This is a genomic window from Rhodococcus sp. MSC1_016 (assembly GCF_023667485.2).
Classification (GTDB): Bacteria; Actinomycetota; Actinomycetes; order Mycobacteriales; family Mycobacteriaceae; genus Rhodococcus_F; species Rhodococcus_F oxybenzonivorans.
The window spans coordinates 3,840,151-3,862,900 of record NZ_JAMOZI020000001.1 but is presented as its reverse complement, the minus strand read 5'-3'; the positions used below and the strand labels follow the sequence as shown (position 1 = coordinate 3,862,900).

Genomic DNA, 22,750 nt, shown 5'->3' with positions numbered 1-22,750 from the left:
ATTCGCATGTGGAACTGATGGTTACGACTACCTCAGTGGGCCGCAGCGAACATCGAATCGCTCACGCACAGTGTCCAGGGTGTGGCGGAGGTGATCGCGTCCGCGGCGGTGGGTGAGCAGGAACCGCGTTGTTCCGATCATGCGGCGTGGCCGCGGGTACCAGCGATCAAGATCGAGTCCGCAATCGAGGAATACCTTGTTCGGCACGCTGTCGACGATGAGACTGAGGTTGTGCATGGTGAGCGATCCGAGCGTATAGGGAAATGCCGCCTTCGACTTCTTCCGTAGATCCGGCGCGTCGAGTTCATACAGCGGGAGGTCCTGGATCTTGTCCAAGAACAGTAGGTGGGTCAGGAAGTATCCCACGTACGAAGTCAGATGTAATGTGGCAGAACGCGGTTGAATCGACAGGACCGCACCGCTGTCGGTAACGTAGGGCTCGTAGGGGTTCTCGCCTCGCAGCATGTATCCGGTGCAGTTCACTATCCAGCTGCCCGGTTGAATTGTCTTCGCTGAGCCGCTGCGGAATACCAAGTCGGTGTCGCCGTTGCGGTCGACGGCATCCACGACGTGATCCATGATCACCTCGTTCAGACCGGCGGCAATCGTCCTGTTCTCCGATTCGGACAGCAAGCCCAGCAGGTAGTTGTTTGCGGTGGGGGTCAGCCAGGTGCCATAGGTAGTGCGGAACCAGGTCGCGACATCGGTCTCGTTGGTCCCGTCGAAGCGCCGACCCAGTTCCGTGAAGATGCGGGTCACGGGCGTGCCGCCCCACCATCGTCGGCCGCCGGTAGGGAACAACCGGTCGCGGTTCGAAAAGAAGGTGCCCGAACCTGCCACAAGATTCACTTCCCGGCCGGGGTATTCCGTGATCAGCGTGTGAGCGGTGTCCATCGCCGTTTTTCCGCCGCCCACGACCCACACAGGGGCGTTACTCGCCCGCATGTCGTCCCCTCGCATGTCGCAGAAATCGGGTGATACCGACAGGACGCGCGCGCTGGAGATCTCGAGCGGGTCGTTGGGCACGACTCCGAAACCGCTGGCTTTGATCAGTCGCTTCGCCTCGACGACCATGACGTGGCCGTCCGACGATGTGCAGGTGACGCGCACCATCCCACCTGACTCGTCATGCGACTCGAGCGTCCAGCCGAAGTACTCGTCCACGTGTACTCGTTGCTTGACAACGTCGAGGCAGTGTTCGAAGTGCGTGAGCACCTCGTCCTTTGTTGCCAGGTAGGACCGATCCCGGCCGAGCGTCCACTTGATGTTGCCGGCGGTGAACAGGCCATGCGGTTGGTGCAGTCGCACATACGCATAGGTATCCACCCACATGCCGCCGGGACGATCGCGGCGGTCGACCAGGATGATCTTTTGCGAGCGGGACAAGTATCGACTGGCGACGAACAGGGCATTGACTCCGGCGATGCCCGCACCGACGATGCAGACGTCGCAGCGCTCTACCCGCACGGACGTCTCAGCCGACGCAGCACTGTATGTCACCGCAACCTCCTGGGGACTCTTCAATGCTAGCGAGCCCGGGCGGTGGTGACGTCACGCTCCGCCTCGTCTCGAGGCCAGTTTGTTCTGTGTAGATCCTCCGCGCAGAGGCACGCCGGTGCCGGTACCGGTTGTGCTTGCGGGCGGTCGTGGAAGCGGCGGACAGGCGCTGGAACGCGGAGCTGGTGTACGAGGGTGTGAAGCCTCTTGATCACCGGTCCAGGGGTATACCTCAACTGCCACCAGCAGGTGCGTACGGCAGACGCATGCGGTCACATGGAACGTCCAAGGAATGTTCAAGAAATATCGAGTCCGGTGTCGGTGGAGATGAGATATTTTGCTGAACACATCTAGGTGCTTGTGGACGCGGCAGCGCAATCGGGGGCGGACGCTGCGGGTGTTCAGGAAAATGCCTCATTCCACTGTCGGTGGAGATAGCATAATTACTGAACGCAGGGAGGGACGCTATGAAGTTAAGTGCAGGGCCGCAGACGGAGAGGGAGATTCTGCGTGATGGAATCACGGCACTCCTGGATAGACTGCCAAAGAGGTGGGCCGCCGTGGAGCTGCCGATTCAATCGGATGTGCGCGTCGATGCGGTCCTAAGGGTTACCGCGCCTGACGAGCATTTCGTCGATCTCGTTTTAGCGGTTCGACGGATAGTCGAACGCCGCGACATCGCATCTGTTCGCGAGCGTCTTGAGCGTCAGATTAGGGGCAATCACTCTGCTCGAGGAGTGGTAGTTGCCCAGTATCTGTCCCCGCCGGTACGGGACCGACTCGCCGACGCGGGCATTTCGTACATCGATACAACAGGGAACATTCGCGTCGACGTTGACCTACCTGGGTTGTTCATCTCGTGTGCAGGCGCCAATCGTGCGCCGCAGAGTGGTCCAGGACGACCGCGAGGCACATTAAAAGGGGCTCCGGCGGCGAAGGTCGTTAGGGCGCTCGTCGACTTCGATAGAGAATGGACCATCCGCGGACTGATCGAGGCGGCAGGCACGTCGACAGGGTCGACCTACCGCGTAATTGAGTTCCTCGAAGGTGAGGAACTCGTTGCTCGAACGGATTTAGGAGCCGTAACCGTGCCGGACTGGCGTGAATTGTTGCGGCGGTGGAGCGCGGACTACGAGTTCGTTCGGAACAGCCGGGTCACGCGTTGGATTGCACCACGTGGCCTTTCTGCACTAATGAAGAATGCCGCAGGCAGCACCGAACGCTACGCGGTGACCGGGACGATCGCGGCGGCCGACTTGGCCGAGTATGCCCCGGCGCGCAACGCGATGATGTATGTCGCAGACAGCACCGGTTGCGCGGAGCAGTGGGGCCTGCGCGCAACCGAGGCAGGCGCGAATGTGCTTCTTGCAGAACCGGACACCGACGTGGTGTTTGTCAGAACCCGTCAGAACCCTGGCGGTGTGACATGCGCTGCCCCGGGGCAAGTAGTGGTCGATCTGTTAACCGGACCGGGCCGCAGCCCGTCCGAAGCTGAAGAGCTTATGGATTGGATGGTGCGAAATGAGTCACGATGGCGCCGAAACTAGCGACGATCTCCTCGTCCGGACTCGGGCGGCTCTGCTGGATGCGGTCGAAGCGCTCGGCGAGCACCGGGACTCGGTCGTGGTGATTGGCGCACAGGCAATCTACATTCGCACGGGAGGCGCACCCGTTGCCCTTGCTGAATCGACCAAGGACGCCGATCTCGCGCTGGATCCTCGAGGCCTGTTAGAAGATCCGAGGCTCGAGGAAGCCATGATGGCGGCAGGGTTTCTGCTCGATCGTGTCAGTGGACAGCCGGGCTCGTGGCGGAACGCCGATGGAATCCCTGTCGACCTCATGGTGCCGGAGGCGTTGGCGGGTCCGAGTTCGAAAAGCAGGCGGGGAGGGCGGATTCCTCCCCACGACAATCGGGCAACACGTCGGGCGCGTGGGTTGGAGGCAGCAGTTGTCGACAATGCGCCGACGTGGATAGACCCTCTTGACCCAGCTGACGGGCGACGTCAGAAAGTTCGAGTCGCAGGCCCAGCGGCGCTCCTGGTCGCGAAGCTGCACAAGATTGGTGAGCGAGTCGAGAAGCCGAGTCGTCTGAAGGACAAGGACGCGCACGACACTACCGGATTCTCCGGGCGGTCGAGACCGAGGAGTTGCGCAGTTCGTTTGCGCGCCTGCTGGCTGACGAGCTGAGTGGTCCGGTGACGGCGGAGGCTCTAGCACACCTTCGCACGTTGTTCGCGTCCGGCTCGGATGCGATTGGATCGGACATGGCAGGGCGTGCCGAGCAGGGTATTGGTGAACCTGAGGAGGTTGCCGTCGCGGTGGCGTTCCTCGCCAGCGATTTGGTGGACGCACTGGCGGGCAAGTAGCAGTTCACCAACGATATTGCTGTGGTTGAAGGTTCTGCCGTCTCGCGCCCCCGGAGGTTGGCAAGGACCCACGGACGGATGTCACAGGTGCTTGGACCATCGATCGGCGCGCCACCTTGTTCGACCTGTTCTGGTAGAGATAGTTTTCTTGCATCTCTTCATCGGATTGAACGGACATGACGGACTAGCCTCAGCTTGAAGTTGGGAATTATCGACCTTTCTGATGGCCTCCGCGCGGCTTTTGTTGCCACGATCCCGAGTCTTATCAAGTACACGCTCTTTGGATTTATTGGTGTATATGTGGCAAGGGAGTTGGCGAGGCGAAGGAGAGTTCGTGCCGCGTACGGCTCACAAGATCCGGATCATTGATCAATGGTTGGGCAGTGCGCAAAGGAGCTTCCGCTCCGCCGGGCGGACTGCCCCCGGTGTTGAGGCCGGAAAGTTCGAGGTGTTCGGTGTCTAACTGTGCGTGTATGTGCGTGTATGTGCGCGTTGGTGTCTCGTCGTCGGTGGTCCGCATCGAGGACTGGGTCCGGTAGGACATATGCGTGATTTGTGTTGGCTTCTTGCGTCGCGCGGTGGTCGCAGAGTTCGCGGCGGACACAGTGGTTGATTCGGTCTGGGTCGTCCTCTGCCGGAGCATGTGAGTGAAGGCGACGAAAACCTCGAGTATTTCGGCGGATGTCCGTCGGCGGTTGTTCGTGAGGGCTTCGTGCGGGACATCGGAATCCATGCCGACGGGAGTGAGGCCGCCGATCTTGTTAAAGCCCGGTGGAGTGCCGCTTCCGGGTGGGCTGAGTTCAACTTCCGCGGTCGGGATCGGCAGGTAGACATGGTTGACGTACCGGTATGCCGCACCTGCGCGTGGCTCACCGTCGTTGCCGAGGAATTCTGCAAGTTCGGATGCCGATACGAGCTGGACGGAGAGAAGGGTGTCGTGCTGGATTTTCCACAGGAGGACGAGTCCGCCTTCAGGTCGGGAGAGGTACGCCACTCCGGAAGGTGAGGGCAGGTTCTCGGGCGTGACGCTCACTTCGGCAGACGTCTCGCTGCGCGTGAGGATGTGGGCTGTCATTTCCTCGGAGGCGTAGTACGCGTACCGGTCGGCAGTAGCTCCGCTGGTGCACCGATATGCGTCGTACATTCCCAGCATCGCGTGCTCTTCCATGGCGCCGATGGCGGACCCTTCGGGCCCGAAGCAGAAGTAGCGCTCGCTGTGGACCAGCAGTGATTCAGCTGATTGACCGTAAAATTCGGACCACCACGCGAGAGTGGGGCCGATCGTTCGGGTGGCGCGGAACTCTTCGAACTCGGGCACCACCCAGGCGAATGGCTCGAGGTGTTCGACGACGGGTGTGGCGGTGTCGTCGAGTGCATCCAGTAGCAGCGGCATCTGTGCCGGTTTGAAGTCGGCCAAAGCCTGTTGTGCCTGTCGACGGATCGGGAGGCCGTGTCGGAAATGCTCACCCGCCGCGAACGGCCCAGTGGAGTCCTGTTCGGTCTTGTTCCGGTGTAATGCGTTACTCATCGTTCCACCCTCGAATCTGTGTTGGCTCAGCTGTCGTAATCGACTGCGACTGTGGGGGTGGTGGGATGGGATTGACAGGTCAGGATGAAGCCGGCCTCGGTCTCGGCCGCCTGCAGTGCGAAGTTCTGCTCCATGGATACTTTTCCTGTGATGACTCGGGCTTTGCAGGTGCCGCATGCGCCGCCGAGGCAGGCATAGGGGGCGTCGATATTGTTTTTCAGCGCGGATTCGAGGACGGTCTCACCGGGGGCGAGTTCCACGGTGTGCCGTGCGCCGGACAGGGTGATGGTCACTTGGGAGGCGGGAAAATTGTCGAGGTGTGCGGGTCGGTTCGTGCCGCGGAACAGTTCGAGGTGTATCCGCTCGGTCGGCACCTTGTCGGTTGCGAGGTCATCGCGGATTGTGGTGGTGAGTTCGCTCGGGCCGCACAGGTACCACCGGTCGATCGTGGTGAGGTCGGTGGCGAGCAGGCGTTGAATTGTCGCCAGGTCGATACGGCCGCGCAGGGCTGCGGGGTGGTGTGCCTCGGCGGAGCGGATGTGGAAGATGCGTAGCCGGTCTGCGTACCGGGATTCGAGTTCGTCGAGTTCGGCGGCGAACATGGTCGACTCTGCGGTTCGGTTGCCGTAGAAGAGGGTGAAGCGGCTCTCGGTCTCGATCTCCATGGTGGTGCGCAGAATCGACAGGATGGGGGTGATGCCGCTGCCTGCTGCTACCGCGACATGGTGGTGCCGGGCGAGTGGATCGAGGGGTGCGCCGAAGCTGCCGGTGGGGGTCATCAGTTCCAGGACGTCGCCGGCTCGCAGGGTGTCGACCGCGTAGCTCGAGAACGTCCCGCCGGGGATGCGGCGGATGCCGATCGCCAGTTCTCCCGAAGTGGCGCAGGTGCAGATCGAGTAGTTTCGTCGCACCTTCTTTCCGCCTATGCGGTGGTGCACGGTCAGATGTTGGCCGGCCTGGAAGGCGAACTGGTCCTGAAGGTGGTCGGGAACGTCGAAGGTGACTTTGACGCTGTCGGGTGTGAGGGGCTCGACGCTTGCGACAGGGATCGGGTAGGTGCTGGCATGGCGTGCCGCGGAGGAACGCGGCATACGGACCGGGAGTAGGGCGGCGAGTGTGCCGTTGAGGCGTTTCCACTCCTGGTACTGCGTGGCGTCGAGGTGTTGCCCGAAGACGGTACTGATTTCCGAGTCGCGCTCGAGGTAGGCGGCCTCGTTGCGTCGCCAGGCCGCGACGTAGCGGTAGAAGGGGATGGAGGGGTGTAAGTGGTGAACCAGGTGATAGTTCTGCGACAGGAGCAGGGGAGTGAGGATCCATTCCGAGCCGACGCGGTTACGGGTCGCGCGGTAGCGGTTCTCGCGTTGGGTGTCTTCGAGGTCGTGATGGGGTAGCCAGTCGAACCACCACGCGAGCACGAACATCGCCACCCGTTCGGGAATCAGGTAGATCAAAGCGAGCGTCCACAGATGCCCGGCGAAGGCGGCGGAGACGATGACCGTCACCGACAGGGTCATCAGGGCCGCCGTTTCGGCAATTTCGGCGCGTGGGCGGCGACGCAGGTTGCGCACCAGGAAACTGATGTAGGGCAGGTCCATGGCCGGGAAGCGGATGGGCAGCTGCCACCAGGGTGAGGCGCTCACGGAGTGATCGGGATCGGACTCACCGTCGTTGGTGTTGCGGTGGTGCTCGATATGGATGAACGCGAACGATCTGAAGGAGATCAGCGGCGAGACGAAGAACATTGCCACCCGACCGAAGGCGACGTTGACCCAGCGATGTGAGCTGATCGAGTAATGCGAGGCGTCGTGCAACACGGTGAACAGGACGAAAATTGCTGCCGAGCTCGCGGCGATGGTAGCGATCGCAGGCAACGTGTCGGTGAGGGCAGCCCAGGTCGATGCGCCGAAGAGCGCGAGCGCGAATGTGCCGATGCCGACGATCGGCCAGGACAGCGTGGGAACCTGCTCGCCGGGATCGGGCAGGGCGTGCTGCGAGGCCGCTGCCGGGGGTTGGGGGTGTCGAGTCGTGGTCGACATCGGACTCCTCTGCGCGCTTTGGGATGAGATTTCTCACAACGTACAAACGGCGGGCATTGGTCGACAAGGCCATCCCAGCCCTCTGAGGTGTGCTGTCAGCACATCCGGCGCGCTCGGGCCCCGGTCAGCGCGGCTTCGGCTCGGGCAACACCGCGGCCCCCAGCACATTGCAGACGATCAGCGCCGCGTGCAGTTCGGCGATGTTGCTCGTCGCGGGCCTGCCTCTGCGCTCTTCGGCACGACGCATCCTCTGCAGGACCGTGTTCCGATGGATTCCCAAGGTGCTCGCGGCGGTCGCCAGACTCCCTTGCGCGTCGAGAACAGCCAGGAGCGCGGCGCGCTCGCCGCGCTCTTTCGCGTCGTCCCGTGCGAGCTCGCCGAGCTGAGCGGAAACGAAGGCCCTCGCCGCATCCAGGTCACGCGAGATGGCGTCTACCAAGGCAACATCGCTGAACTCTGTGATCGATGGCGCCGCACGCCCGGACAGTTCGATGATTCGGCGTGTGCGTAGAGCCTCGAGATGGGACGTCCGGAAGCCTGCTGCCCCCGGATGGGGTGAGCCCACCGCGATGTGAACGTTCTCGCGTTCGCCGGGAAACTCCGTCGCCATGCCGTTGGGTGAAGTCCGCACGTCCCCCGTTAGCGATGCCCATCCCCACACCGCAAGTGGGCCGTCCGCCACAACGAGTGAGTGACCAGCCCCGAGGAACCTACCGACCCGCCTGGCGAATCCCTCGAGGTCGACACCGCGTTCGTCGACCCAGCACACGAAACCGATCTGCCGACCCGTGAGCCGGTGGCTGAGCACACGTTCGGCGCGCGCGATGTCGACACGTTCTCCAGCGAGCAGTGCCCGCACGACATCGGCGCGCTCGGCGCGTGCCTGGTTCTGGCGTCGGTCGAGCTCGGCGACGTACTCGGCAGCCACCAGACTGGAAATGCGATCGATGTATCGAAATCCGAAGCGCTCCAGATCGATAAACGTCCTCAGTGCAACCGCAGGGTCCTCGATCCAGTCAGTGAGTGAGTCGGAAAGCTTCTCAGTGAAGTACTCATGACCCAACCGATAGAACCGCAGCATCACATCGACGCTGTGCCCTCGTGACGCCATTGCGCGCGCGTGTTCGAGCGCCGTCACCGGCGCCTCCGCAGCCGCTACGTCGATCCCGTGACGAACCATCGACAGTGCCGCTTCGAGATTCGACGAGCACGACCCCAGGGTCAGGCCGCGAAGCTCGTCATCCCCGCCGACCTCCGGAATTCGCTCGACCAAATACTTCAGCATGTCGTCAGCCAGGCTGGACACATTCGCCAGTAGAGACGCGGCGATGCCGCGTAAGGCGACCGCGCCGTTGTCAGGCTCCAGCGCGTCCATATCTGCACACTAGTGGCCGGCGGTCGCGAATGCGCCAAGCCTGGCGCGTCAGCCGAGCTGCTCGAACAGGGACACGATGATCCCTTCGGGCCCACGCACGTAGGCCATCCGCACGCTGTTCTCGTACTCGCCGATGCCGCCGATGAGCCCGTACCCGTCCGCAGCCACCGCGTCGACGGCCGCCTGGAGGTCGCCGACCTCGAAGGACACGTTGCGCAGTCCGAGCTCGTTGGCCATCGCTTTGGGCGATCCGGGCACGTGTTCGGGCGTGACGAAGGTCGCGAGTTCCAGCCGGGAGCCGCCGCCGGGCGGCCGCAGCATCGCAATCTCACAGCGCGCGCCAGGGATGCCGCAGACGGTCTCCACGAACTCACCCTCCACGGATCCGGTGCCCTCTACCTCGAGACCCAGTCCGACGAAGAACGCCGTTACCGAGTCGAGGTCCGCGACGGTGATGCCGACGTGGTCGAAACGTTGTACGTGTGCCATGGGATCCATCCTCCAGTGTTGTCTCGCCGATTCGACCGTCTTGCCGATTCGACGCTGGGACGGAGCCGGGGCTGGATTTTCGACATCATGCGTTTCCGCACGCAATTCTCGCCCAACGATGACAATGGACATTGTGACAATGCTATTGTGGTGAAGAAAGTCGACCGAGGAGTGGTGATGTCCGTCGAGAGTGCACGGGACGTCCTCCGTGATGCCCATCCAACATCCCGGAGAATGCACGTCAGTGACCGTCAGGACACGGCTGAGCGGCTCCTCGCCTCCGCGGCACGCAAGTCCTACGACCCGCTGATCGAGGTCGACTGGGATGCGCCGATCCCCGCGGACCGGTACGGCATGACCCCCGAGTGGTGCAGCCTCTACGGCACCGAACTCTGGGACACCATGACGGAGGAACAACGCGTCACTCTCACCAAGCACGAGGCGGCGAGTATCGCCGGTACCGGAATCTGGTTCGAGCTGATCCTCATGCAGATGCTCGTCCGGGACATCTACTTCCACGATCCGGCCACCCCGCACGTTCAGTTCGCGCTCACCGAGATTGCCGACGAGTGCCGTCACTCCACGATGTTCGCGAGGTCGGCGCAGCGCTTCGGAATTCCGTCGTACCGGCCCAAGTGGTGGATCCGTCAGGCGGCTCGCGCCTTCAAGGCGACTGCCACCGGATCCCTGGCATACGGCGGGACGTTGTTCGCCGAGGAGATCCTCGACATGATGCAGCGCGACTTCATGCGGGACGAGCGAGTTCAGCCGGTGACACGCACGGTCAGCAGAATTCACGTCCTCGAGGAGTCGCGGCACATCAAGTACGCACGCGAGGAAACAATCCGGCGAATCCGATCGGCGTCCTGGTTCGCGAGGGCCCGGGTGCGGTTGGCGCTCGGTGTCATCGCCTATTTCATCGTCACCAGCCTGGTGAACCCGCAGGTCTACGCGGCGGCGGGTCTCGACGTGGACGCGGCGAAGAGGGCAGCCAGATCGAATCGCCACTATCACGACAAGATCCGCGAGGGCTGCGCCAAGACCGTCGAATTCCTCGACGAGGTGGGACTCATCGGTGGCCCGTCGAGGCTTCTGCTCGAACGGGCGCACATCGTCTGATGAAGGAATATCGGATCGACGACCTCGCACGCGAGGCGCGGGTGAGCGTGCGCAACGTGCGCGTCTACCAGGACCGCGGACTTCTCCCGCCACCACGGAAACAGGGGCGGACCGGGTGGTACAACGAGTCGCATCTGGCCCGGCTGCACCTCATCGGCCGGATGCTCGACCGCGGATACACCTTCGCCACCATCAGCGAGCTGCTCACGGCCGCCCAGTACGGACTGCACGTCACCGATGTGCTCGAGACCGATGATCCCGGCAGCCGGTGGAGGAAACGCAAGCGCGCCGCGCGACTCACCCTGGCGGAACTCCGGCGGATGTTCGGTGCGCAGACCACCGACGAGAATATTGCGCGGGGAACCGAGCTCGGCGTGCTCGTCCCCTCCGGTGACGACTACGCGGTGAACAGTCCTCGACTCGTGGAGGCGGCCCAGGTTCTCGTCGACGCGGGTATCCCACTCGAGGACGTGCTCGAACAGACCGCAGCCGTGCGCAAAGACCTTTCCGACGTCGCCGCTCGATTCGTCGCGGTCGTCGCCGACCGGTACCTCGCACCCGAGGGCGAGCAACTCGAGCTCGACGAGGCGAAGATCTCGGACATCGTGCGGCTCGTCGAGCAGATGCGGCCACTCGCACACGACGCCGTCCAGACACTTTTCACGCAGGCGATGGAAGAGCAGATCTCCCGCGCCCTCGAGAAAGCCGCACAGCAACTCGGGGATCCGCCGAGTTCCGCGCGGACGTCCGACAACGACCGCGCAAGTTGACAACTCACGGACGTCGCCGCACGGCGGTGTCACCCAGATGACAGGGGTAAGAATGACCAGCAGTTCGCGCACCACCGCCCTACGGGCACTCGCCGGCGTCGCCGGAGTGGGCGCTGCCTTCGTTGCAGCAGCGGCGATTCGGCACAAGCGCATCACTCGCGGTCTGACGCTGACGACCGAGGTCGCACCGAACGAACTGCTGCGTACCCCGAGCTTGCGACCCGACGTCAGCGAGATCGTCACCGACGACGGCGCCACCCTGTATGTGCGCGCCTATGGTCCGGTGGACGGCGACCCCATCGTGTTCAGCCACGGCTGGACCTGCTCGACCGAGTACTGGTACCCGCAAGTGAACGCCCTCTCAGGCGAATACCGCGTGATCACCTACGACCAGCGCGGGCACGGTCGGAGCACCGTCGGCTCCCTCGCTCTCGGCCCCGACGTCCTCGCCGACGACCTGTCCGAGGTGCTGAGGGCGACTGTCCGCGAGGACAAGAAGGCCGTCCTGGTCGGCCACAGCATGGGCGGCATGAGCATCATGGCCTGGGCCGGCCGTCATCCCGACGAGGTACAGAAGTATGCGTCCGCGGTCCTGCTCGCCAGCACCGCCTGCGACCGGCTCATCGCCGAGACCACGGTGATTCCCCTCCCGAATCGCTTCCCGCGAGTGCCGGTCCCGGTCGGCCGTGCGGTGCTGAGTGCACCGATGCCGCTGGTGTCTTCGCCGGTGATGACCCGGGCGATCCAGTACGTGTCGATGTCGCCGAACGCCAGTCCCGCCGAGGTCAGCTTCTGCGAGAACATCGTGCGCGAGTGCAAGCCCCGCATTCGCGGGGGCTGGGGTGCCGCGCTGAGCGGGCTCGACATCCACGAAGCACTCGACCACCTCACCGTGCCGACCACCGTGCTCGTCGGGTCCATGGACCGGCTCACACCACCGGTCCACGCGCGCAAGCTCGCTCGCGTGCTGGACGAAGCGGGACATCTCGACCGGCTCATCGTGCTCCCCGGTGTCGGGCACATGAGTTCCGTCGAGAACATCGACGAGTTCGACAAGGAGATCGTCCGGCTGCGCAACCTGTAGCCGCAGCGGTTTTTCAGCTGAAGACCACGGTCTTGCGGCCGTGTACGAGGACGCGGTCCTCGAGGTGCCAGCGCAGGCCGCGGGACAGCACGAGCTTCTCGATGTCGCGGCCCTGCCGCACCATGTCCGCGACCTCGTCGGCGTGATCGACGCGAATCACGTCCTGTTCGATGATGGGGCCTGCGTCCAGCTCTGCCGTCACGTAGTGGCAGGTGGCGCCTATCAGTTTCACTCCTCGTGCGAAGGCCTGGTGATACGGGCGGGCGCCGACGAACGAGGGCAAGAAGCTGTGGTGGATGTTTAGGGCGCGTCCCGCCCAGTGCTCACACAGTTCCGAGGGCAGCACCTGCATGAACCGGGCGAGGACCACAGCGTGCGGATCGTGCGCGTCGACGAGTTCCCGGACCTGCTCGAAGGCCGGACCACGTTCGGCCGGATCCTTGGGGAAGGGCACATGGTGGAAGTCGATGCCGTGGCGTCGGGTGACGCTCTCGAGGTCGCGGTGATTGCCGATCACCGCGCAAATGTCTGCCGGCAGCTCCCCGCCCGCCGCCCGACCCAACAGGTCGTGCAGACAGTGCGCTTCCTTGCTCACGAGCAGCACCACACGCTTGCGTTCACCCGTGTCGGACACCGTCCATTCCGTATCCGGGCCCAGCTCGGCCGCGACGGCAGCGAATCGTTCGCGCAGCTCGTCGATCGACATGTTCACCGACGACGCCCGCACGGCCTGCCGGGTGAAGAACCAGCCGGTGTCGGCGTCGGCGTGATACGCGGCCTCGACGATCCACCCGCCCACCTCGGCGAGAAACGTCGAGATCCGGGCGACGATGCCGGTGCGGTCGGGGCAGCCGAGGGACAGAACGTACCGGTGATCGTCGGAAGAAGCAGTGCTCATGGGCAACAGTCTTTCAGGTGGCCCGCCGGCCGGTCACGACTGCGGTACCCACCAGGGTTCCGGCGTCGACGTCATGGATCGCCCGCTCGGTGAGGAGCTGCAGGAAGTCCCGGCGAATCACTTCGACGGTGTTGTCGTCGAAGGGCGAGAGGGCTCCGCGCAGTGCACCACCCAGCACGAGATCCCAGGCGAACTCCGGTGTCGCGGGGATCAGATTGGACAACTCACGGACCTCCGTGGACTCCGCACCGAGGTCGGCCAGCCACTGATGGAGACCGTCCGGGGTGTCGATGCGATCGAGAACGTCGAACCGAGACGCGCTCTGCTCCGGTGCGGGTTCCTGCTGCCGGGCGACTGCGGCCAGGAACGCGTCGGCGAATTCGCGCAGCGCTCCGCGTCGCCACACGGTGATCCCCACCTTCCCACCGGGTCTGACCAAACCGGCGAGCCGGGTGAACGCCGCATCCATGTGCGGCAGGAAGAAGACGCCGTACGAGCATGCGAGCGCGTCGTAACCGGCCGAAGGCACCGTGCTCGGCGGCTCCCAGGTGGTGGCGTCCGCACACACGAACTCGATGTTCTTCAAGCCGCGTTCCGCGCTCTTCACCCGGCCCTGTTCGAGCAGTTCGTCTGCGAGGTCGACGGCATGGACCAGCCCGGCGGGCCCCACGGCGGTAGCGGCGGGGATCGCCGAAGCTCCTGCACCGCAACACACGTCGAGCACGGCATCGCCGGGGTGCAGTCCGAGCTGGAAGACGAGGGACTGCCCGGCCGGTGACCACACTGCCGTGGTGAGTCGATCGAACTCCTGGCGGGCCTCGTCGAAGATCGCTCCGGGATTGGTCATACCGCGATGCTAGGCCGTGGACGCGGGTCGCCGGCGGCGTTGTGCGAAGCTCGGAGCATGCCGGACGTTGCACTGACCCGTTCCGAGGTGGCCGCCCTCGTCGACCACACACTCCTCAAACCCGAAGCGACCACCGCCGACGTCGACGCGCTCATCACCGAGGCCCGCTCGCTCGGCGTTCTCGCGATCTGCGTGTCACCGTCGATGCTGCCCGTCCGGGCCGCGGGTCTGGTCACGGCGGCAGTGGTCGGGTTCCCGTCGGGAAAACACCACTCACTCGTCAAGGGTGCCGAAGCCCGGCTCGCGGTCGATCAGGGCGCGCAGGAAATCGACATGGTGATCGACATCGGCGCCGCGGTCGCGGGTGATTTCAACGCCGTCCTCGCCGACGTGCTCACCGTGCGCGAGGCCATCGGCGACGGCCCGGTGCTGAAGGTGATCCTCGAAACAGCGGTCCTGACCGACCATGCCATCGTGGAGTCGTGCCGCGCCGCCGAACGCGCAGGTGCCAACTTCGTCAAGACCTCCACCGGATTTCATCCTGCAGGCGGAGCGTCGGTCGACGCCGTACGGCTGATGGCCCAGACCGTCGGGGGACGGATCGGCGTGAAGGCGAGCGGGGGCATCCGCACCGCCCAGGCAGCGATCGACATGATCGACGCCGGAGCGACGCGACTAGGCCTGTCGGGAACCCGCGCCGTCCTCGACGGGCTGCCCGACTGACCCGTCCGCTCGATTAGACGAGCAGTCCGCAGCTGCTCTGCTGCTGTTCCTGCTGCTGCTGGGTACCGGCTGCCGGCATCGTGTACGCGCCGCCCTCGAGGGTGATCTCGATGGCGTCGTCGGTGACCTCCAGCGAGGTCGGCTGCATTCCGAGCGGGTACGTCTGCAGGCTCGAGGTGAGGGTCTGCACGATTCCGTCGACCAGGTCGGTGGGAAGACCGAACCCGAGGATCTCGGCGTTCACCGTCTTCACCTGAACCGTTCCGCCGCCGGCCTCGGGCCGGACGGTCAGCTCGGCGAGTCCGGCAGGACCGACCGAGAAGGTCAGGGTCCCGGCGTCCGCATCCGCCTTGACGGCGCTGACGAGGGAGCCGAACGCCTGCTGCTGCAGCGTCGCCAGAATTCCCTCGGTCGACCAGTGAATGTGGGCGTCCGAGCTGCCGATGGTGCCGCTGCTCTCGGGGGTGTCCTCGATGCGGATGTCGTTGATCTGGGCGTTGACCTGCATTCCCACTGCGGGACCGAACTTCGTGTCGTCACTGTCGATGGTGATGTAAGGGACGTTCTTGTCCAGCGATTGCAGCAACACGGGTTTCCAGCTCAGGCCCACGTCCACCTTGGACCCGAGCTGGCTCTCGAACTGATCTGCCATGCAGCTCTTCACGCTGTGGCGGACATAGAGTTCACCGCCGACCAGCACGGCGACGAGCGCGGCGATGACGATCAGCGAGATGACGAGCACACGGTTACTTCGGGATGCGGAGTTCGTTCGGGCTGCCATTGCACGGATTCTTCCCGACAACTCTGAACAATTTCTGTGAATACCGCCGCGGGGCGCACGCGAAGTTCGCGAGAAAGTGTGATTCACGACACAGGAGACCGTAATGTGAGGGAATGTCCGGATGGTTGGCTCCACGTCCCGGCGGCCCCGGGCGTGACGGTGTCGGTGAAGAACTGACACGTCTCGCTACGGCGCAAGCCGGATATTTCACCACGGCGCAAGTACTGCGCCTCGGCTTCACGGCCGATGAGATCGGTGAGCACGTCAGCGCAGGATCTTGGGACAAGATCGAGCGAGACCTGTTCCGACTGAACGACAGTCCCCACTCCGACCTCGACGAGTTCGCGAAGTGGTGCACGTGGTTCGGTGCCGCCGCGGCCGTCTCGCACCAGAGCGCGGCCGAACTGCACGGTCTCGGGCACCTGTACCCGCGGTTCATCCACCTCTCCACCGTGCTGTCGCCACCCTCGCCCACGCAGCAACTGGCGCTGCACCGCCGTTCGCTTCGCGCGGAGGACTGCGAGCAGGTGGGACCACTGCGGATCACCACACCGACGTGTACCGCGCTCGACCTCGCCGCCAGCGGCATCTCACAGGAACTGCTCGACGAGGTGGTCTCCGACGGGGTCGCGATCGGTCGCCTGGATGTGCGGACCCTGCACGGCGAGTGTGGGTCGCTGCCCGCGCAGGTCGCTCAGCGCGTCGAGCATGCGCTGGCCACCTGCACCTGACGAAGGCTCCGCCGAACAACCCCGACGTGCAACGTCTTTCGGCGAGGAACGTGACGGGACGGCTCTGTGGGGGAGTGCGGGATTACCTCGGCGACTGCGCCGGCGCCACCAGGTCCCACGGAACGGTGAGCACGTTGTCGCGAATACGCCTGCGCTGCGGTTGCACCGGTACACCCTGCGCACGTAGCAGCTGAAGGGACGCTCGCCACCGCACCCGGGGGCCGAACGAGCCGTGCGGTGCGGCGATGGCCCAGGCCCGGTCGACGGCGGCGAGCAACGCGTGGATCGGTTCGCCGGGAACGTTGCGGTGGATCAGCGCCTTCGGCAGGCGTTCGGCGATGTCCGATGGAGTCTCGACGTCGAAAGGATCCCAGGCCAGCGTCAGCGACAGGGGGCGGATGGCGTCGAGCAACACCCAGGCGCAGCGTCGGCCGAGTTCGTCACACGTGCCCTCGAGAATCAGCCCGCCCGGCGCAAGGCCGGACTGCATGAGCGCCCAGGCCGGCCCGACCGACTCCTCCGGATACTGCCGCAGCACATTGAATGCGCGGACGAAGACCGGACGCAGGCCGGACAATTCGAAACCGCCCCGCGCGAAACTCACTCCGTTGCCGCCCTCGACCACCCGTTCGGGATCGATCTCGAGACCCACCACCCGTCGATCACGCCGTACCGAGAGGAGTCGGTCGGCGAGTTCGAAGGTGGTGTGCGGGCGATTGCCGTAGCCGAGGTCGACGACGAGTGGGTCGGCGCTGTCCCCGAGCGTGCGGCGCACCAACGCGTCGTTCACAAGCCAGCGATCGCTGCGCCGCAGACGGTTGATGCCGGTAGTGCCCCGAGTGATGACACCTCGGGGGGTGAGGCCGGCCTGGGCACCACGGGGCCGCCTCAGCGTCGCTGAAGTCATGGGAACTGTGTGCTGTGGAAGCTACTGCTGGGATAACCAGTTCTCGGTGATCTCGGCCTCGGCGCGGAAGAGGTCGATGAGGTTGACGAGCATCAGCTGCTCGAGCTTCCCGCCGATGAACGGCAGGTACACCTTTGCCTCGGACGACGTGCGGAACGTGCATCCGGTGTCGGTGGCGAACAGTTTCATGGTGCCCGTCAGGCTGCCGGGTCCGGCGGGGATCGATGCCTCGTACGTTCCGGTGGTCGGGTCACCGAACGGGGTGTACGACTCCTTACGAGTGATGACCATGTCTTTCTTCATCACGGTCTGCGCGATCTCCGGGAGTTCGGAGCGCGGCAGGATGTGGTGAAGGACGATGTCGATTCCGTCGTCGCTGACCTCGAAGTGCTCGATGTGGTTCTCGGAGTACTTCCGCATCTCCTCGATGCGCGCGTCCCAGTAGTCGCGGTTGGTGAACGCGCCGTACACCTCTTTCGGGGTGTACTTGTAACGGGCTGAGTAGTCGATGCGGCGAGCCATGATCGTCAAGGTTACCGGACTGTGACCGAACACAATCGACGCCCGCCCCAGGTCGGGGACCGTCGAGACGCCGCTCGGCGGGTATCAGGCGCCGAGCCACCGCTGCGTGAACTCCTGCTCCTTGTCGATCAGGCGCAGCACCTCGTCTCCGATGGCGCCTTCGATCTTGCCGCCGATCAACGGGATTTTGACCTCGGCCTTGCCGGTGACCTGGACTTTCGTGCCGGAGCCCTCGCTGGTGAGGGTTTGCGAACCCGAGATCTCAGCCGGTGCGCCGGTGACCCGAGCAGTGAAGGTGCCGGACGCGCGACCGCCGTCGAGCGCGTTCCACGTTTCGGTGCGCGTGATCACGAGGTCCCCCGATCGGACCTTCGCGACGATGCTCGGCAGATGGTCGGCGGGAATCGACTGCGTCATGGACACCGAGATGGTCCCGGGCCCGGTCGTGACCTCGTCGAGCGTGGCTCCCGGCCCGCCGACCTCGGCGATCCGGTCGCGCCAGTACTGCTCGGTGGTCAGGCCGGCGTGGACCTGTTCGACGGGGAAGGAGTAGGTCGAGGAATGCTCGATGCGGCGGCTCACGGTGCGCAGGCTACCGTTTGCGGATGTGTGGGATGTGAGCATTGTCAGTCAACTCGTCGATTCCGGCGCCTTCGTGTCCGAGAATCTCGACTTCTCGGAAATGACCACCCTGCGGGTGGGCGGGCCGGCGCGCATTGTGGCCGAGTGCCCGACCACCGAGGTGCTGGTCGATGTGGTCCGCCTGCTCGACGCCAGTGGCATACCGACGCTGATTCTCGCGGGCGGCTCCAATCTGGTGATCGGTGACGACGGTTTCGACGGTGTGGTGGTCCGTGTGTCGAACACCACCGTGGAATTCGACGAGGGATTCGTCACTGCCGAGGCCGGTGCCGAGTGGGATCAGGTCGTGGCGCAGACCGTCGCCGCCGAACTCGGCGGGCTCGAATGTCTGTCTGGGATCCCCGGCTCGACGGGTGCCACTCCGGTGCAGAACGTCGGGGCGTACGGCGTCGAGATCGGCAGCATGTTGCGGCGCGTGCGGCTCCTCGACCGCCGCACCGGCGAGGTCCGATGGGTGCAGCCCGACGCACTGGGACTCGGGTACCGCACGAGCGTCCTGAAACACACCGACGCCGCCCTCGTGCTCGCGGTGGAACTGACAGTGCACCGGGACGGTTTGAGCGAGCCGTTGCGCTACCGGGAACTGTTCTCTGCCCTGGAGGCGGAGGAAGGGGACCGGCGACCGTCGATCGAGGTCCGCAACGCCGTCCTCGACCTGCGCAGAAGCAAAGGCATGGTGCTCGACCCCGACGATTACGACACCTGGAGTGCCGGGTCCTTCTTCACCAATCCCGTCGTACCCGACAGCGAACTGGCCGCCGTTCTCGCTGCCGTCGAAGCTCGACTCGGTGACGTCTCGGTGCCGCAGTATCCGGCCGCCACGGGCACCAAGCTCTCCGCCGGATGGCTGATCGAGCGGGCCGGGTTCTCGAAGGGGTATCCCGCCGAAGGCGCCGCAGCCCGCTTGTCCACCAAGCACACCCTGGCACTCACCAATCGCGGCGCGGCGAAGACCGAGGATCTCCTGGCCCTTGCGCGGGACGTGCGGGACGGTGTCCAGTCGGCGTTCGGTGTCCGCCTCGAACCGGAACCCGTCACGGTGGGCTGCGCGATCTGAAAGGTTGGTCCGTAGCGCAGGTAACGTGTCAGTCGTGCATGAACTGGGTTCTCGGACAAGCAGGAAGCGGGTCGCGTATGTCGCGGCGGCGCTGATCGCTCTCGTCGCCTTGCTCGCCGGTTGCACGGTGGGCTCGCAGTCCGGGACGCCCGTCGCCCCGCCCGAACCGGTGGTTCAGGTCACCCAGAATCCGGAGTCCGGTTCGCAGGACGTGAACCCGGTGTCGCCGGTCTCGGCCACCGCCGCCGAGGGCACTTTCACCGATATCGCTCTCGTCAATGCGGAGGGCCGTGTCGTACAGGGGGTCCTGTCGCCCGACCGAACCACGTTCACTGTCGGTGAGGCTCTCGGCTACGGATCCACTTACACGTGGCAGGGCACTGCAGTCGGTACCGACGGCAAGACGGTCACCGTCGACGGCAGCTTCACCACCGTGCAACCCGAGCAGACGATCTCGGCCAACCTGAACATCGGTGACGGTCAAGAGGTCGGTATCGCCGCGCCCATCATCGTGCAGTTTCACGACACCGTCGAAGACAAGGCCGCGGTGGAGAAGGCGATGACGGTGACGACGACGCCGCCCACTCCGGGGTCGTGGGCCTGGCTGCCGGACGACAACGGGTCGCGCGCGCACTGGCGACCGCAGAACTACTGGGCACCGGGCACCACCGTGAATCTGGACGCCAGGCTGTACGGGCTCGACTTCGGTGACGGAGCCTACGGAGCAGAGGATCTGTCGCTCGACTTCACCATCGGCCGCAGCCAGATCGTGATCGCCAACGCGCCCAGCCACCGTATGCAGGTGGTGCGGGACGGCCAGACCATCATGGACATCCCGGTCAGCTACGGCGAGGGCAACGAACCGCGCAACGTCACGCGAAGCGGCATCCATATGGTGACGGAGAAGCACGAGGACTTCCTCATGTCCAACCCGCCGTTCTACGAGAACGTCCGCGAGCGGTGGGCGGTGCGCATCTCGAACAACGGCGAATTCATCCACGCGAATCCCGAGACGCTCGGTGTGCAGGGGTCGTCGAACGTCACCAACGGCTGCATCAATCTGTCGCTGGGCGACGCCCAACAGTATTTCGGCACGGCCATGTACGGCGATCCTGTGGAGGTCACCGGCACCTCCATCGCATTGTCGGCAGCCGACGGCGACATCTACGACTGGGCCGTCGATTGGCCGACCTGGCAAACGATGTCCGCGCTCGCGTAGGGGAACCGAACCGGCCCCCGCTGCGTCTACCTGAACGAGTCCCGATTTTCGGGACAGGTCGAACGGTAGGGGGCTGCGGTGGCGGGATGGATGCTGTTGGGATCGGTGGCGTTGATCGTTGCCGCGGTGTGGGCCGTGGTCCTACTGCTCGAATATCAGGATCGCCGCGCCGACGGACGGGACCGGTGACGAGCCGCAGTGAGGCTCGTCGGTTCCTGACGTCTCGGGTCACGTCGTGCGGTGGAAACGTCCCGAGGAGGCCTGATCTCGGGGCTTGACGACGATCTGGTCGATGTTGACGTGCGAGGGGCGCGATGCCACGAACCCGATGATGTCGGCGACGTCGGCGGCTACCAGCGGAGTGATCCCCTCGTACACCTTGTCGGCGCGCTCCTTGTCGCCCTCGAACCGCACCAGCGAGAACTCCGTCTCCACAGCGCCCGGCGCAACCTCGGTGAGGCGAACGGGCTTGCCCAGCAACTCTCCACGCAGCGTCCGATGCAGCACGGCCTGTGCGTGTTTGGCCGAGGTATAACCGGCGCCGTTGTCGTAGGCCTCGAGCGCCGCCACCGACGTGATGGTGACGATCAGCCCGTTGCCCGAGTCGACGAGTTTGGGCAGGAGCGCCCTGGTCACCCGCAGGGTTCCCAGGACGTTCGTCTCCCACATCCAGCGCCAGTCGTCGAGGTCGGCGTCGAGGACCGGCGCCAGCCCCTTGGCCCCACCCGCGTTGTTCACCAGTACATCCACCCGGGGCAGGACTGCCGTGAAGGCGTCCACCGAGTCGTCGTCGGTGACGTCGAGCTCGAGCGCCGTACCCCCGATGTCCTCGGCGATCTTTTCCAGTCGATCCACCCGCCTCGCTCCGATGACCACATGAAAACCCTGGTCAGCCAGTGTGCGGGCGGTGGCTTCGCCGATTCCGGAGCTCGCTCCGGTGACAACGGCGACGCGGGTGTCGGGTGAGATGATCATGCGGCCATGGTAGGGCGGGGGCCCTACTCGCGAACGGGCGCGGGCTCGTCGATGACCGAGTAGCTGCTCGCGTCGCCTGCGATGCTGCGGCTGCGTTCGCCGTGGATGTCGACGGGCACGTCCCCGGCCAGGGTGATGCGATTGAGCCGGCGGTACTGATCCCCGTAGTCGGCGACGGCGTAGTGCTGCGTTGCGCGGTTGTCCCAGACGGCGACATCGCCCGGCTGCCAGTTCCACCGGGTCGTGTACTCGAGGGAGATGGCGTGATCCTGCAGAATCCGGAACAGCGCCTGCGATTGCGCAGAGCTCAGGCCGACGAGATTCTTCACGAAATGGCCGAGCAGCAGGGTGCGTTCGCCGGTCTCCGGGTGCACCCGCACCACCGGGTGCACCGTCTCGAAGTAGGTGGACTGGAACTCGGCGCGGTACTCCTGCGTCTTCTCGTTCTGCGCCCGCTCCGCGCTCGTCGCGGCGTAGTCGTAGACGTTGGTGTGGGTGGCCCACAGGTTCTCGGCGAGAATCTTGAGAGGCTCCGGTAGCGCGTTGTATGCCGCGACCCCGGACGCCCAGGTGGTGGAGCCGCCGTAGGTCGGAAGTTGCACGGCACGCAGAATCGACGCTTTCGGGATGCGGTCGACGAAGGTCACGTCCGTGTGCCAGCTGTTGGCCTTGCCGTAGTCGGAGTCGATGGGCAGCACCGTGGTTCCCCGGGAGGTGACGGTGGGGTGCGCGGTGGTGGGGGAGCCGAGCAGCTGCGCGAACTCGTACTGGGAATCGTCCGTCAGGTGCTGCTGTCCGCGGAAGAAGATCACTTTGTGGGTGAGCAGCGCCCGGTGGATCAGCGACACCGTGGCGGGGTCGAGGTCGCCGCCGAGCCGAACACCGTCGATCCGGGCCCCGATGTGTTCGCCCAGTTGTACGACGCCGGCAGCACCCGGAACGGCAGGGGAGTCGGCAACCTGATCGGGCGCGAAATCGATAGACATGATGGGCCTTTCGGGTATCGGAAGCGATGTGCAGTCCTGCAACCGAACCATCGGCGCGGCACCGCTGGAAGGTTTGGCGTCACTCTGATCGCAAGAGTCGCGGGGACCGCCGAATCGGCAGAGATTGGTGAAAGCGACCGAAGGTGCTATTTTTCTTGGCATGTCCTCAGGCCAGCCGACCGCTCCGCGGGTCACCTA

At 64.8% G+C, this 22,750-nt stretch carries 23 protein-coding genes; 10 read left to right on the top strand and 13 right to left on the bottom strand.

Annotated elements, in window-relative coordinates; genetic code table 11:
* Positions 1-27 precede the first annotated feature (27 nt).
* Positions 28-1,500 (bottom strand): FAD-dependent oxidoreductase, encoded by a 1,473-nt coding sequence (locus tag L1080_RS17900; RefSeq protein ID WP_250772781.1) that lies wholly within the window; start codon positions 1,498-1,500, stop codon positions 28-30.
* 557 nt (positions 1,501-2,057) lie between these two features.
* Here L1080_RS17900 and L1080_RS17895 point away from each other — a divergent pair.
* Genes L1080_RS17895 through L1080_RS17885 form a run of 3 tightly spaced genes read left to right on the top strand, consistent with a single transcriptional unit; the run spans position 2,058 to position 3,863 of the window.
* Positions 2,058-3,044 carry a type IV toxin-antitoxin system AbiEi family antitoxin gene (locus L1080_RS17895; protein ID WP_250772779.1) on the top strand — a complete coding sequence of 329 codons (987 nt, stop codon included), beginning with the start codon at positions 2,058-2,060 and terminating at the stop codon, positions 3,042-3,044.
* Positions 3,019-3,684 carry a GSU2403 family nucleotidyltransferase fold protein gene (locus L1080_RS17890; RefSeq protein WP_250772755.1) on the top strand — a complete coding sequence of 222 codons (666 nt, stop codon included), beginning with the start codon at positions 3,019-3,021 and terminating at the stop codon, positions 3,682-3,684. The genes L1080_RS17895 and L1080_RS17890 overlap by 26 nt, the downstream gene beginning before the upstream one ends.
* Positions 3,645-3,863, top strand: a complete 219-nt coding sequence (locus L1080_RS17885; protein ID WP_459032306.1) for a hypothetical protein — start codon at positions 3,645-3,647, stop codon at positions 3,861-3,863. Before L1080_RS17890 ends, L1080_RS17885 begins: the two co-directional genes overlap by 40 nt.
* A gap of 286 nt (positions 3,864-4,149) precedes the next feature.
* On the opposite strand, the gene L1080_RS17880 is transcribed toward L1080_RS17885, so the two are convergent.
* The 4 genes from L1080_RS17880 to L1080_RS17865 all read right to left on the bottom strand — a co-directional run bounded on the left by L1080_RS17880 (position 4,150) and on the right by L1080_RS17865 (position 9,291).
* Entirely contained in the window at positions 4,150-5,391 is a 1,242-nt protein-coding gene (locus L1080_RS17880) for a hypothetical protein (protein WP_250772752.1), read from the bottom strand.
* 26 nt (positions 5,392-5,417) lie between these two features.
* Positions 5,418-7,427, bottom strand: a complete 2,010-nt coding sequence (locus tag L1080_RS17875) for a fatty acid desaturase (RefSeq protein ID WP_250772750.1) — start codon at positions 7,425-7,427, stop codon at positions 5,418-5,420.
* Positions 7,428-7,551: 124 nt separating this feature from the next.
* On the bottom strand, positions 7,552-8,802 hold the full coding sequence (locus L1080_RS17870; protein WP_250772748.1) for a PucR family transcriptional regulator: 1,251 nt from the start codon (positions 8,800-8,802) through the stop codon (positions 7,552-7,554).
* Between the two features lie 48 nt (positions 8,803-8,850).
* Entirely contained in the window at positions 8,851-9,291 is a 441-nt protein-coding gene (locus tag L1080_RS17865) for a VOC family protein (protein ID WP_250772746.1), read from the bottom strand.
* A 234-nt stretch (positions 9,292-9,525) separates the two neighbouring features.
* Here L1080_RS17865 and L1080_RS17860 point away from each other — a divergent pair, with 234 nt between their 5' ends.
* The 3 genes from L1080_RS17860 to L1080_RS17850 are packed head-to-tail and all read left to right on the top strand — an operon-like array spanning position 9,526 to position 12,264.
* Positions 9,526-10,410 carry an AurF N-oxygenase family protein gene (locus L1080_RS17860; protein WP_236603486.1) on the top strand — a complete coding sequence of 295 codons (885 nt, stop codon included), beginning with the start codon at positions 9,526-9,528 and terminating at the stop codon, positions 10,408-10,410.
* A complete protein-coding gene (locus L1080_RS17855; protein ID WP_159920226.1) occupies positions 10,410-11,180 on the top strand; it encodes a MerR family transcriptional regulator in 771 nt (256 codons plus the stop codon). Before L1080_RS17860 ends, L1080_RS17855 begins: the two co-directional genes overlap by 1 nt.
* A 52-nt stretch (positions 11,181-11,232) precedes the next feature.
* On the top strand, positions 11,233-12,264 hold the full coding sequence (locus L1080_RS17850) for an alpha/beta fold hydrolase (protein WP_159920228.1): 1,032 nt from the start codon (positions 11,233-11,235) through the stop codon (positions 12,262-12,264).
* 13 nt (positions 12,265-12,277) lie between these two features.
* Here the strand turns inward: L1080_RS17850 and purU are convergent, their stop codons facing one another.
* Both purU and L1080_RS17840 read right to left on the bottom strand, forming a co-directional pair.
* The gene (gene purU / locus L1080_RS17845) at positions 12,278-13,162 is read right to left on the bottom strand and encodes a formyltetrahydrofolate deformylase (RefSeq protein WP_159920230.1); all 885 of its coding nucleotides are present in this window, start codon (positions 13,160-13,162) and stop codon (positions 12,278-12,280) included.
* A 13-nt stretch (positions 13,163-13,175) separates the two neighbouring features.
* A complete protein-coding gene (locus L1080_RS17840) occupies positions 13,176-14,009 on the bottom strand; it encodes a class I SAM-dependent methyltransferase (RefSeq protein WP_159920232.1) in 834 nt (277 codons plus the stop codon).
* 57 nt (positions 14,010-14,066) lie between these two features.
* Here L1080_RS17840 and deoC point away from each other — a divergent pair, with 57 nt between their 5' ends.
* The gene (gene deoC / locus L1080_RS17835; protein WP_250772744.1) at positions 14,067-14,732 is read left to right on the top strand and encodes a deoxyribose-phosphate aldolase; all 666 of its coding nucleotides are present in this window, start codon (positions 14,067-14,069) and stop codon (positions 14,730-14,732) included.
* Between the two features lie 13 nt (positions 14,733-14,745).
* On the opposite strand, the gene L1080_RS17830 is transcribed toward deoC, so the two are convergent.
* Complete coding sequence (locus L1080_RS17830; RefSeq protein ID WP_109327789.1) at positions 14,746-15,513, bottom strand: LmeA family phospholipid-binding protein; 768 nt, start codon at positions 15,511-15,513, stop codon at positions 14,746-14,748.
* A gap of 113 nt (positions 15,514-15,626) precedes the next feature.
* Here L1080_RS17830 and L1080_RS17825 point away from each other — a divergent pair, with 113 nt between their 5' ends.
* Positions 15,627-16,244, top strand: coding sequence for a type IV toxin-antitoxin system AbiEi family antitoxin domain-containing protein (locus L1080_RS17825; RefSeq protein ID WP_159920236.1), 618 nt, complete (start codon positions 15,627-15,629; stop codon positions 16,242-16,244).
* Positions 16,245-16,326: 82 nt separating this feature from the next.
* Here the strand turns inward: L1080_RS17825 and L1080_RS17820 are convergent, their stop codons facing one another.
* The 3 genes from L1080_RS17820 to L1080_RS17810 form a co-directional block, all read right to left on the bottom strand.
* Positions 16,327-17,151, bottom strand: a complete 825-nt coding sequence (locus L1080_RS17820) for a class I SAM-dependent methyltransferase (protein ID WP_159920238.1) — start codon at positions 17,149-17,151, stop codon at positions 16,327-16,329.
* Positions 17,152-17,172: 21 nt separating this feature from the next.
* Positions 17,173-17,673 (bottom strand): DUF2505 domain-containing protein, encoded by a 501-nt coding sequence (locus tag L1080_RS17815; protein WP_109327795.1) that lies wholly within the window; start codon positions 17,671-17,673, stop codon positions 17,173-17,175.
* A gap of 84 nt (positions 17,674-17,757) precedes the next feature.
* Entirely contained in the window at positions 17,758-18,255 is a 498-nt protein-coding gene (locus L1080_RS17810; RefSeq protein WP_201453525.1) for a DUF2505 domain-containing protein, read from the bottom strand.
* A gap of 25 nt (positions 18,256-18,280) precedes the next feature.
* Here L1080_RS17810 and L1080_RS17805 point away from each other — a divergent pair, with 25 nt between their 5' ends.
* Both L1080_RS17805 and L1080_RS17800 read left to right on the top strand, forming a co-directional pair.
* Positions 18,281-19,372, top strand: a complete 1,092-nt coding sequence (locus L1080_RS17805) for a UDP-N-acetylmuramate dehydrogenase (RefSeq protein WP_374434348.1) — start codon at positions 18,281-18,283, stop codon at positions 19,370-19,372.
* Between the two features lie 34 nt (positions 19,373-19,406).
* Entirely contained in the window at positions 19,407-20,591 is a 1,185-nt protein-coding gene (locus tag L1080_RS17800) for a L,D-transpeptidase (protein ID WP_250772833.1), read from the top strand.
* A 228-nt stretch (positions 20,592-20,819) separates the two neighbouring features.
* Here the strand turns inward: L1080_RS17800 and L1080_RS17795 are convergent, their stop codons facing one another.
* Complete coding sequence (locus tag L1080_RS17795) at positions 20,820-21,566, bottom strand: SDR family NAD(P)-dependent oxidoreductase (protein WP_250772742.1); 747 nt, start codon at positions 21,564-21,566, stop codon at positions 20,820-20,822.
* Between the two features lie 23 nt (positions 21,567-21,589).
* Positions 21,590-22,552 carry a TauD/TfdA dioxygenase family protein gene (locus tag L1080_RS17790; protein ID WP_250772740.1) on the bottom strand — a complete coding sequence of 321 codons (963 nt, stop codon included), beginning with the start codon at positions 22,550-22,552 and terminating at the stop codon, positions 21,590-21,592.
* Between the last annotated feature and the right edge of the window lie 198 nt (positions 22,553-22,750).

What these genes read in the sequence shown, in the direction of transcription:
- L1080_RS17850 (WP_159920228.1), top strand. Translation starts at nt 11,233, where the DNA reads ATGACCAGCAGTTCGCGCACCACCGCCCTACGGGCACTCGCCGGCGTC.
- L1080_RS17865 (WP_250772746.1), bottom strand. Translation starts at nt 9,291, where the DNA reads ATGGCACACGTACAACGTTTCGACCACGTCGGCATCACCGTCGCGGAC.
- L1080_RS17830 (WP_109327789.1), bottom strand. Translation starts at nt 15,513, where the DNA reads ATGGCAGCCCGAACGAACTCCGCATCCCGAAGTAACCGTGTGCTCGTC.
- purU (WP_159920230.1), bottom strand. Translation starts at nt 13,162, where the DNA reads ATGAGCACTGCTTCTTCCGACGATCACCGGTACGTTCTGTCCCTCGGC.
- L1080_RS17820 (WP_159920238.1), bottom strand. Translation starts at nt 17,151, where the DNA reads ATGACTTCAGCGACGCTGAGGCGGCCCCGTGGTGCCCAGGCCGGCCTC.
- L1080_RS17815 (WP_109327795.1), bottom strand. Translation starts at nt 17,673, where the DNA reads ATGGCTCGCCGCATCGACTACTCAGCCCGTTACAAGTACACCCCGAAA.
- L1080_RS17860 (WP_236603486.1), top strand. Translation starts at nt 9,526, where the DNA reads ATGCACGTCAGTGACCGTCAGGACACGGCTGAGCGGCTCCTCGCCTCC.
- L1080_RS17890 (WP_250772755.1), top strand. Translation starts at nt 3,019, where the DNA reads ATGAGTCACGATGGCGCCGAAACTAGCGACGATCTCCTCGTCCGGACT.
- L1080_RS17795 (WP_250772742.1), bottom strand. Translation starts at nt 21,566, where the DNA reads ATGATCATCTCACCCGACACCCGCGTCGCCGTTGTCACCGGAGCGAGC.
- L1080_RS17840 (WP_159920232.1), bottom strand. Translation starts at nt 14,009, where the DNA reads ATGACCAATCCCGGAGCGATCTTCGACGAGGCCCGCCAGGAGTTCGAT.
- L1080_RS17875 (WP_250772750.1), bottom strand. Translation starts at nt 7,427, where the DNA reads ATGTCGACCACGACTCGACACCCCCAACCCCCGGCAGCGGCCTCGCAG.
- L1080_RS17870 (WP_250772748.1), bottom strand. Translation starts at nt 8,802, where the DNA reads ATGGACGCGCTGGAGCCTGACAACGGCGCGGTCGCCTTACGCGGCATC.
- L1080_RS17855 (WP_159920226.1), top strand. Translation starts at nt 10,410, where the DNA reads ATGAAGGAATATCGGATCGACGACCTCGCACGCGAGGCGCGGGTGAGC.
- L1080_RS17825 (WP_159920236.1), top strand. Translation starts at nt 15,627, where the DNA reads ATGTCCGGATGGTTGGCTCCACGTCCCGGCGGCCCCGGGCGTGACGGT.
- deoC (WP_250772744.1), top strand. Translation starts at nt 14,067, where the DNA reads ATGCCGGACGTTGCACTGACCCGTTCCGAGGTGGCCGCCCTCGTCGAC.
- L1080_RS17790 (WP_250772740.1), bottom strand. Translation starts at nt 22,552, where the DNA reads ATGTCTATCGATTTCGCGCCCGATCAGGTTGCCGACTCCCCTGCCGTT.
- L1080_RS17880 (WP_250772752.1), bottom strand. Translation starts at nt 5,391, where the DNA reads ATGAGTAACGCATTACACCGGAACAAGACCGAACAGGACTCCACTGGG.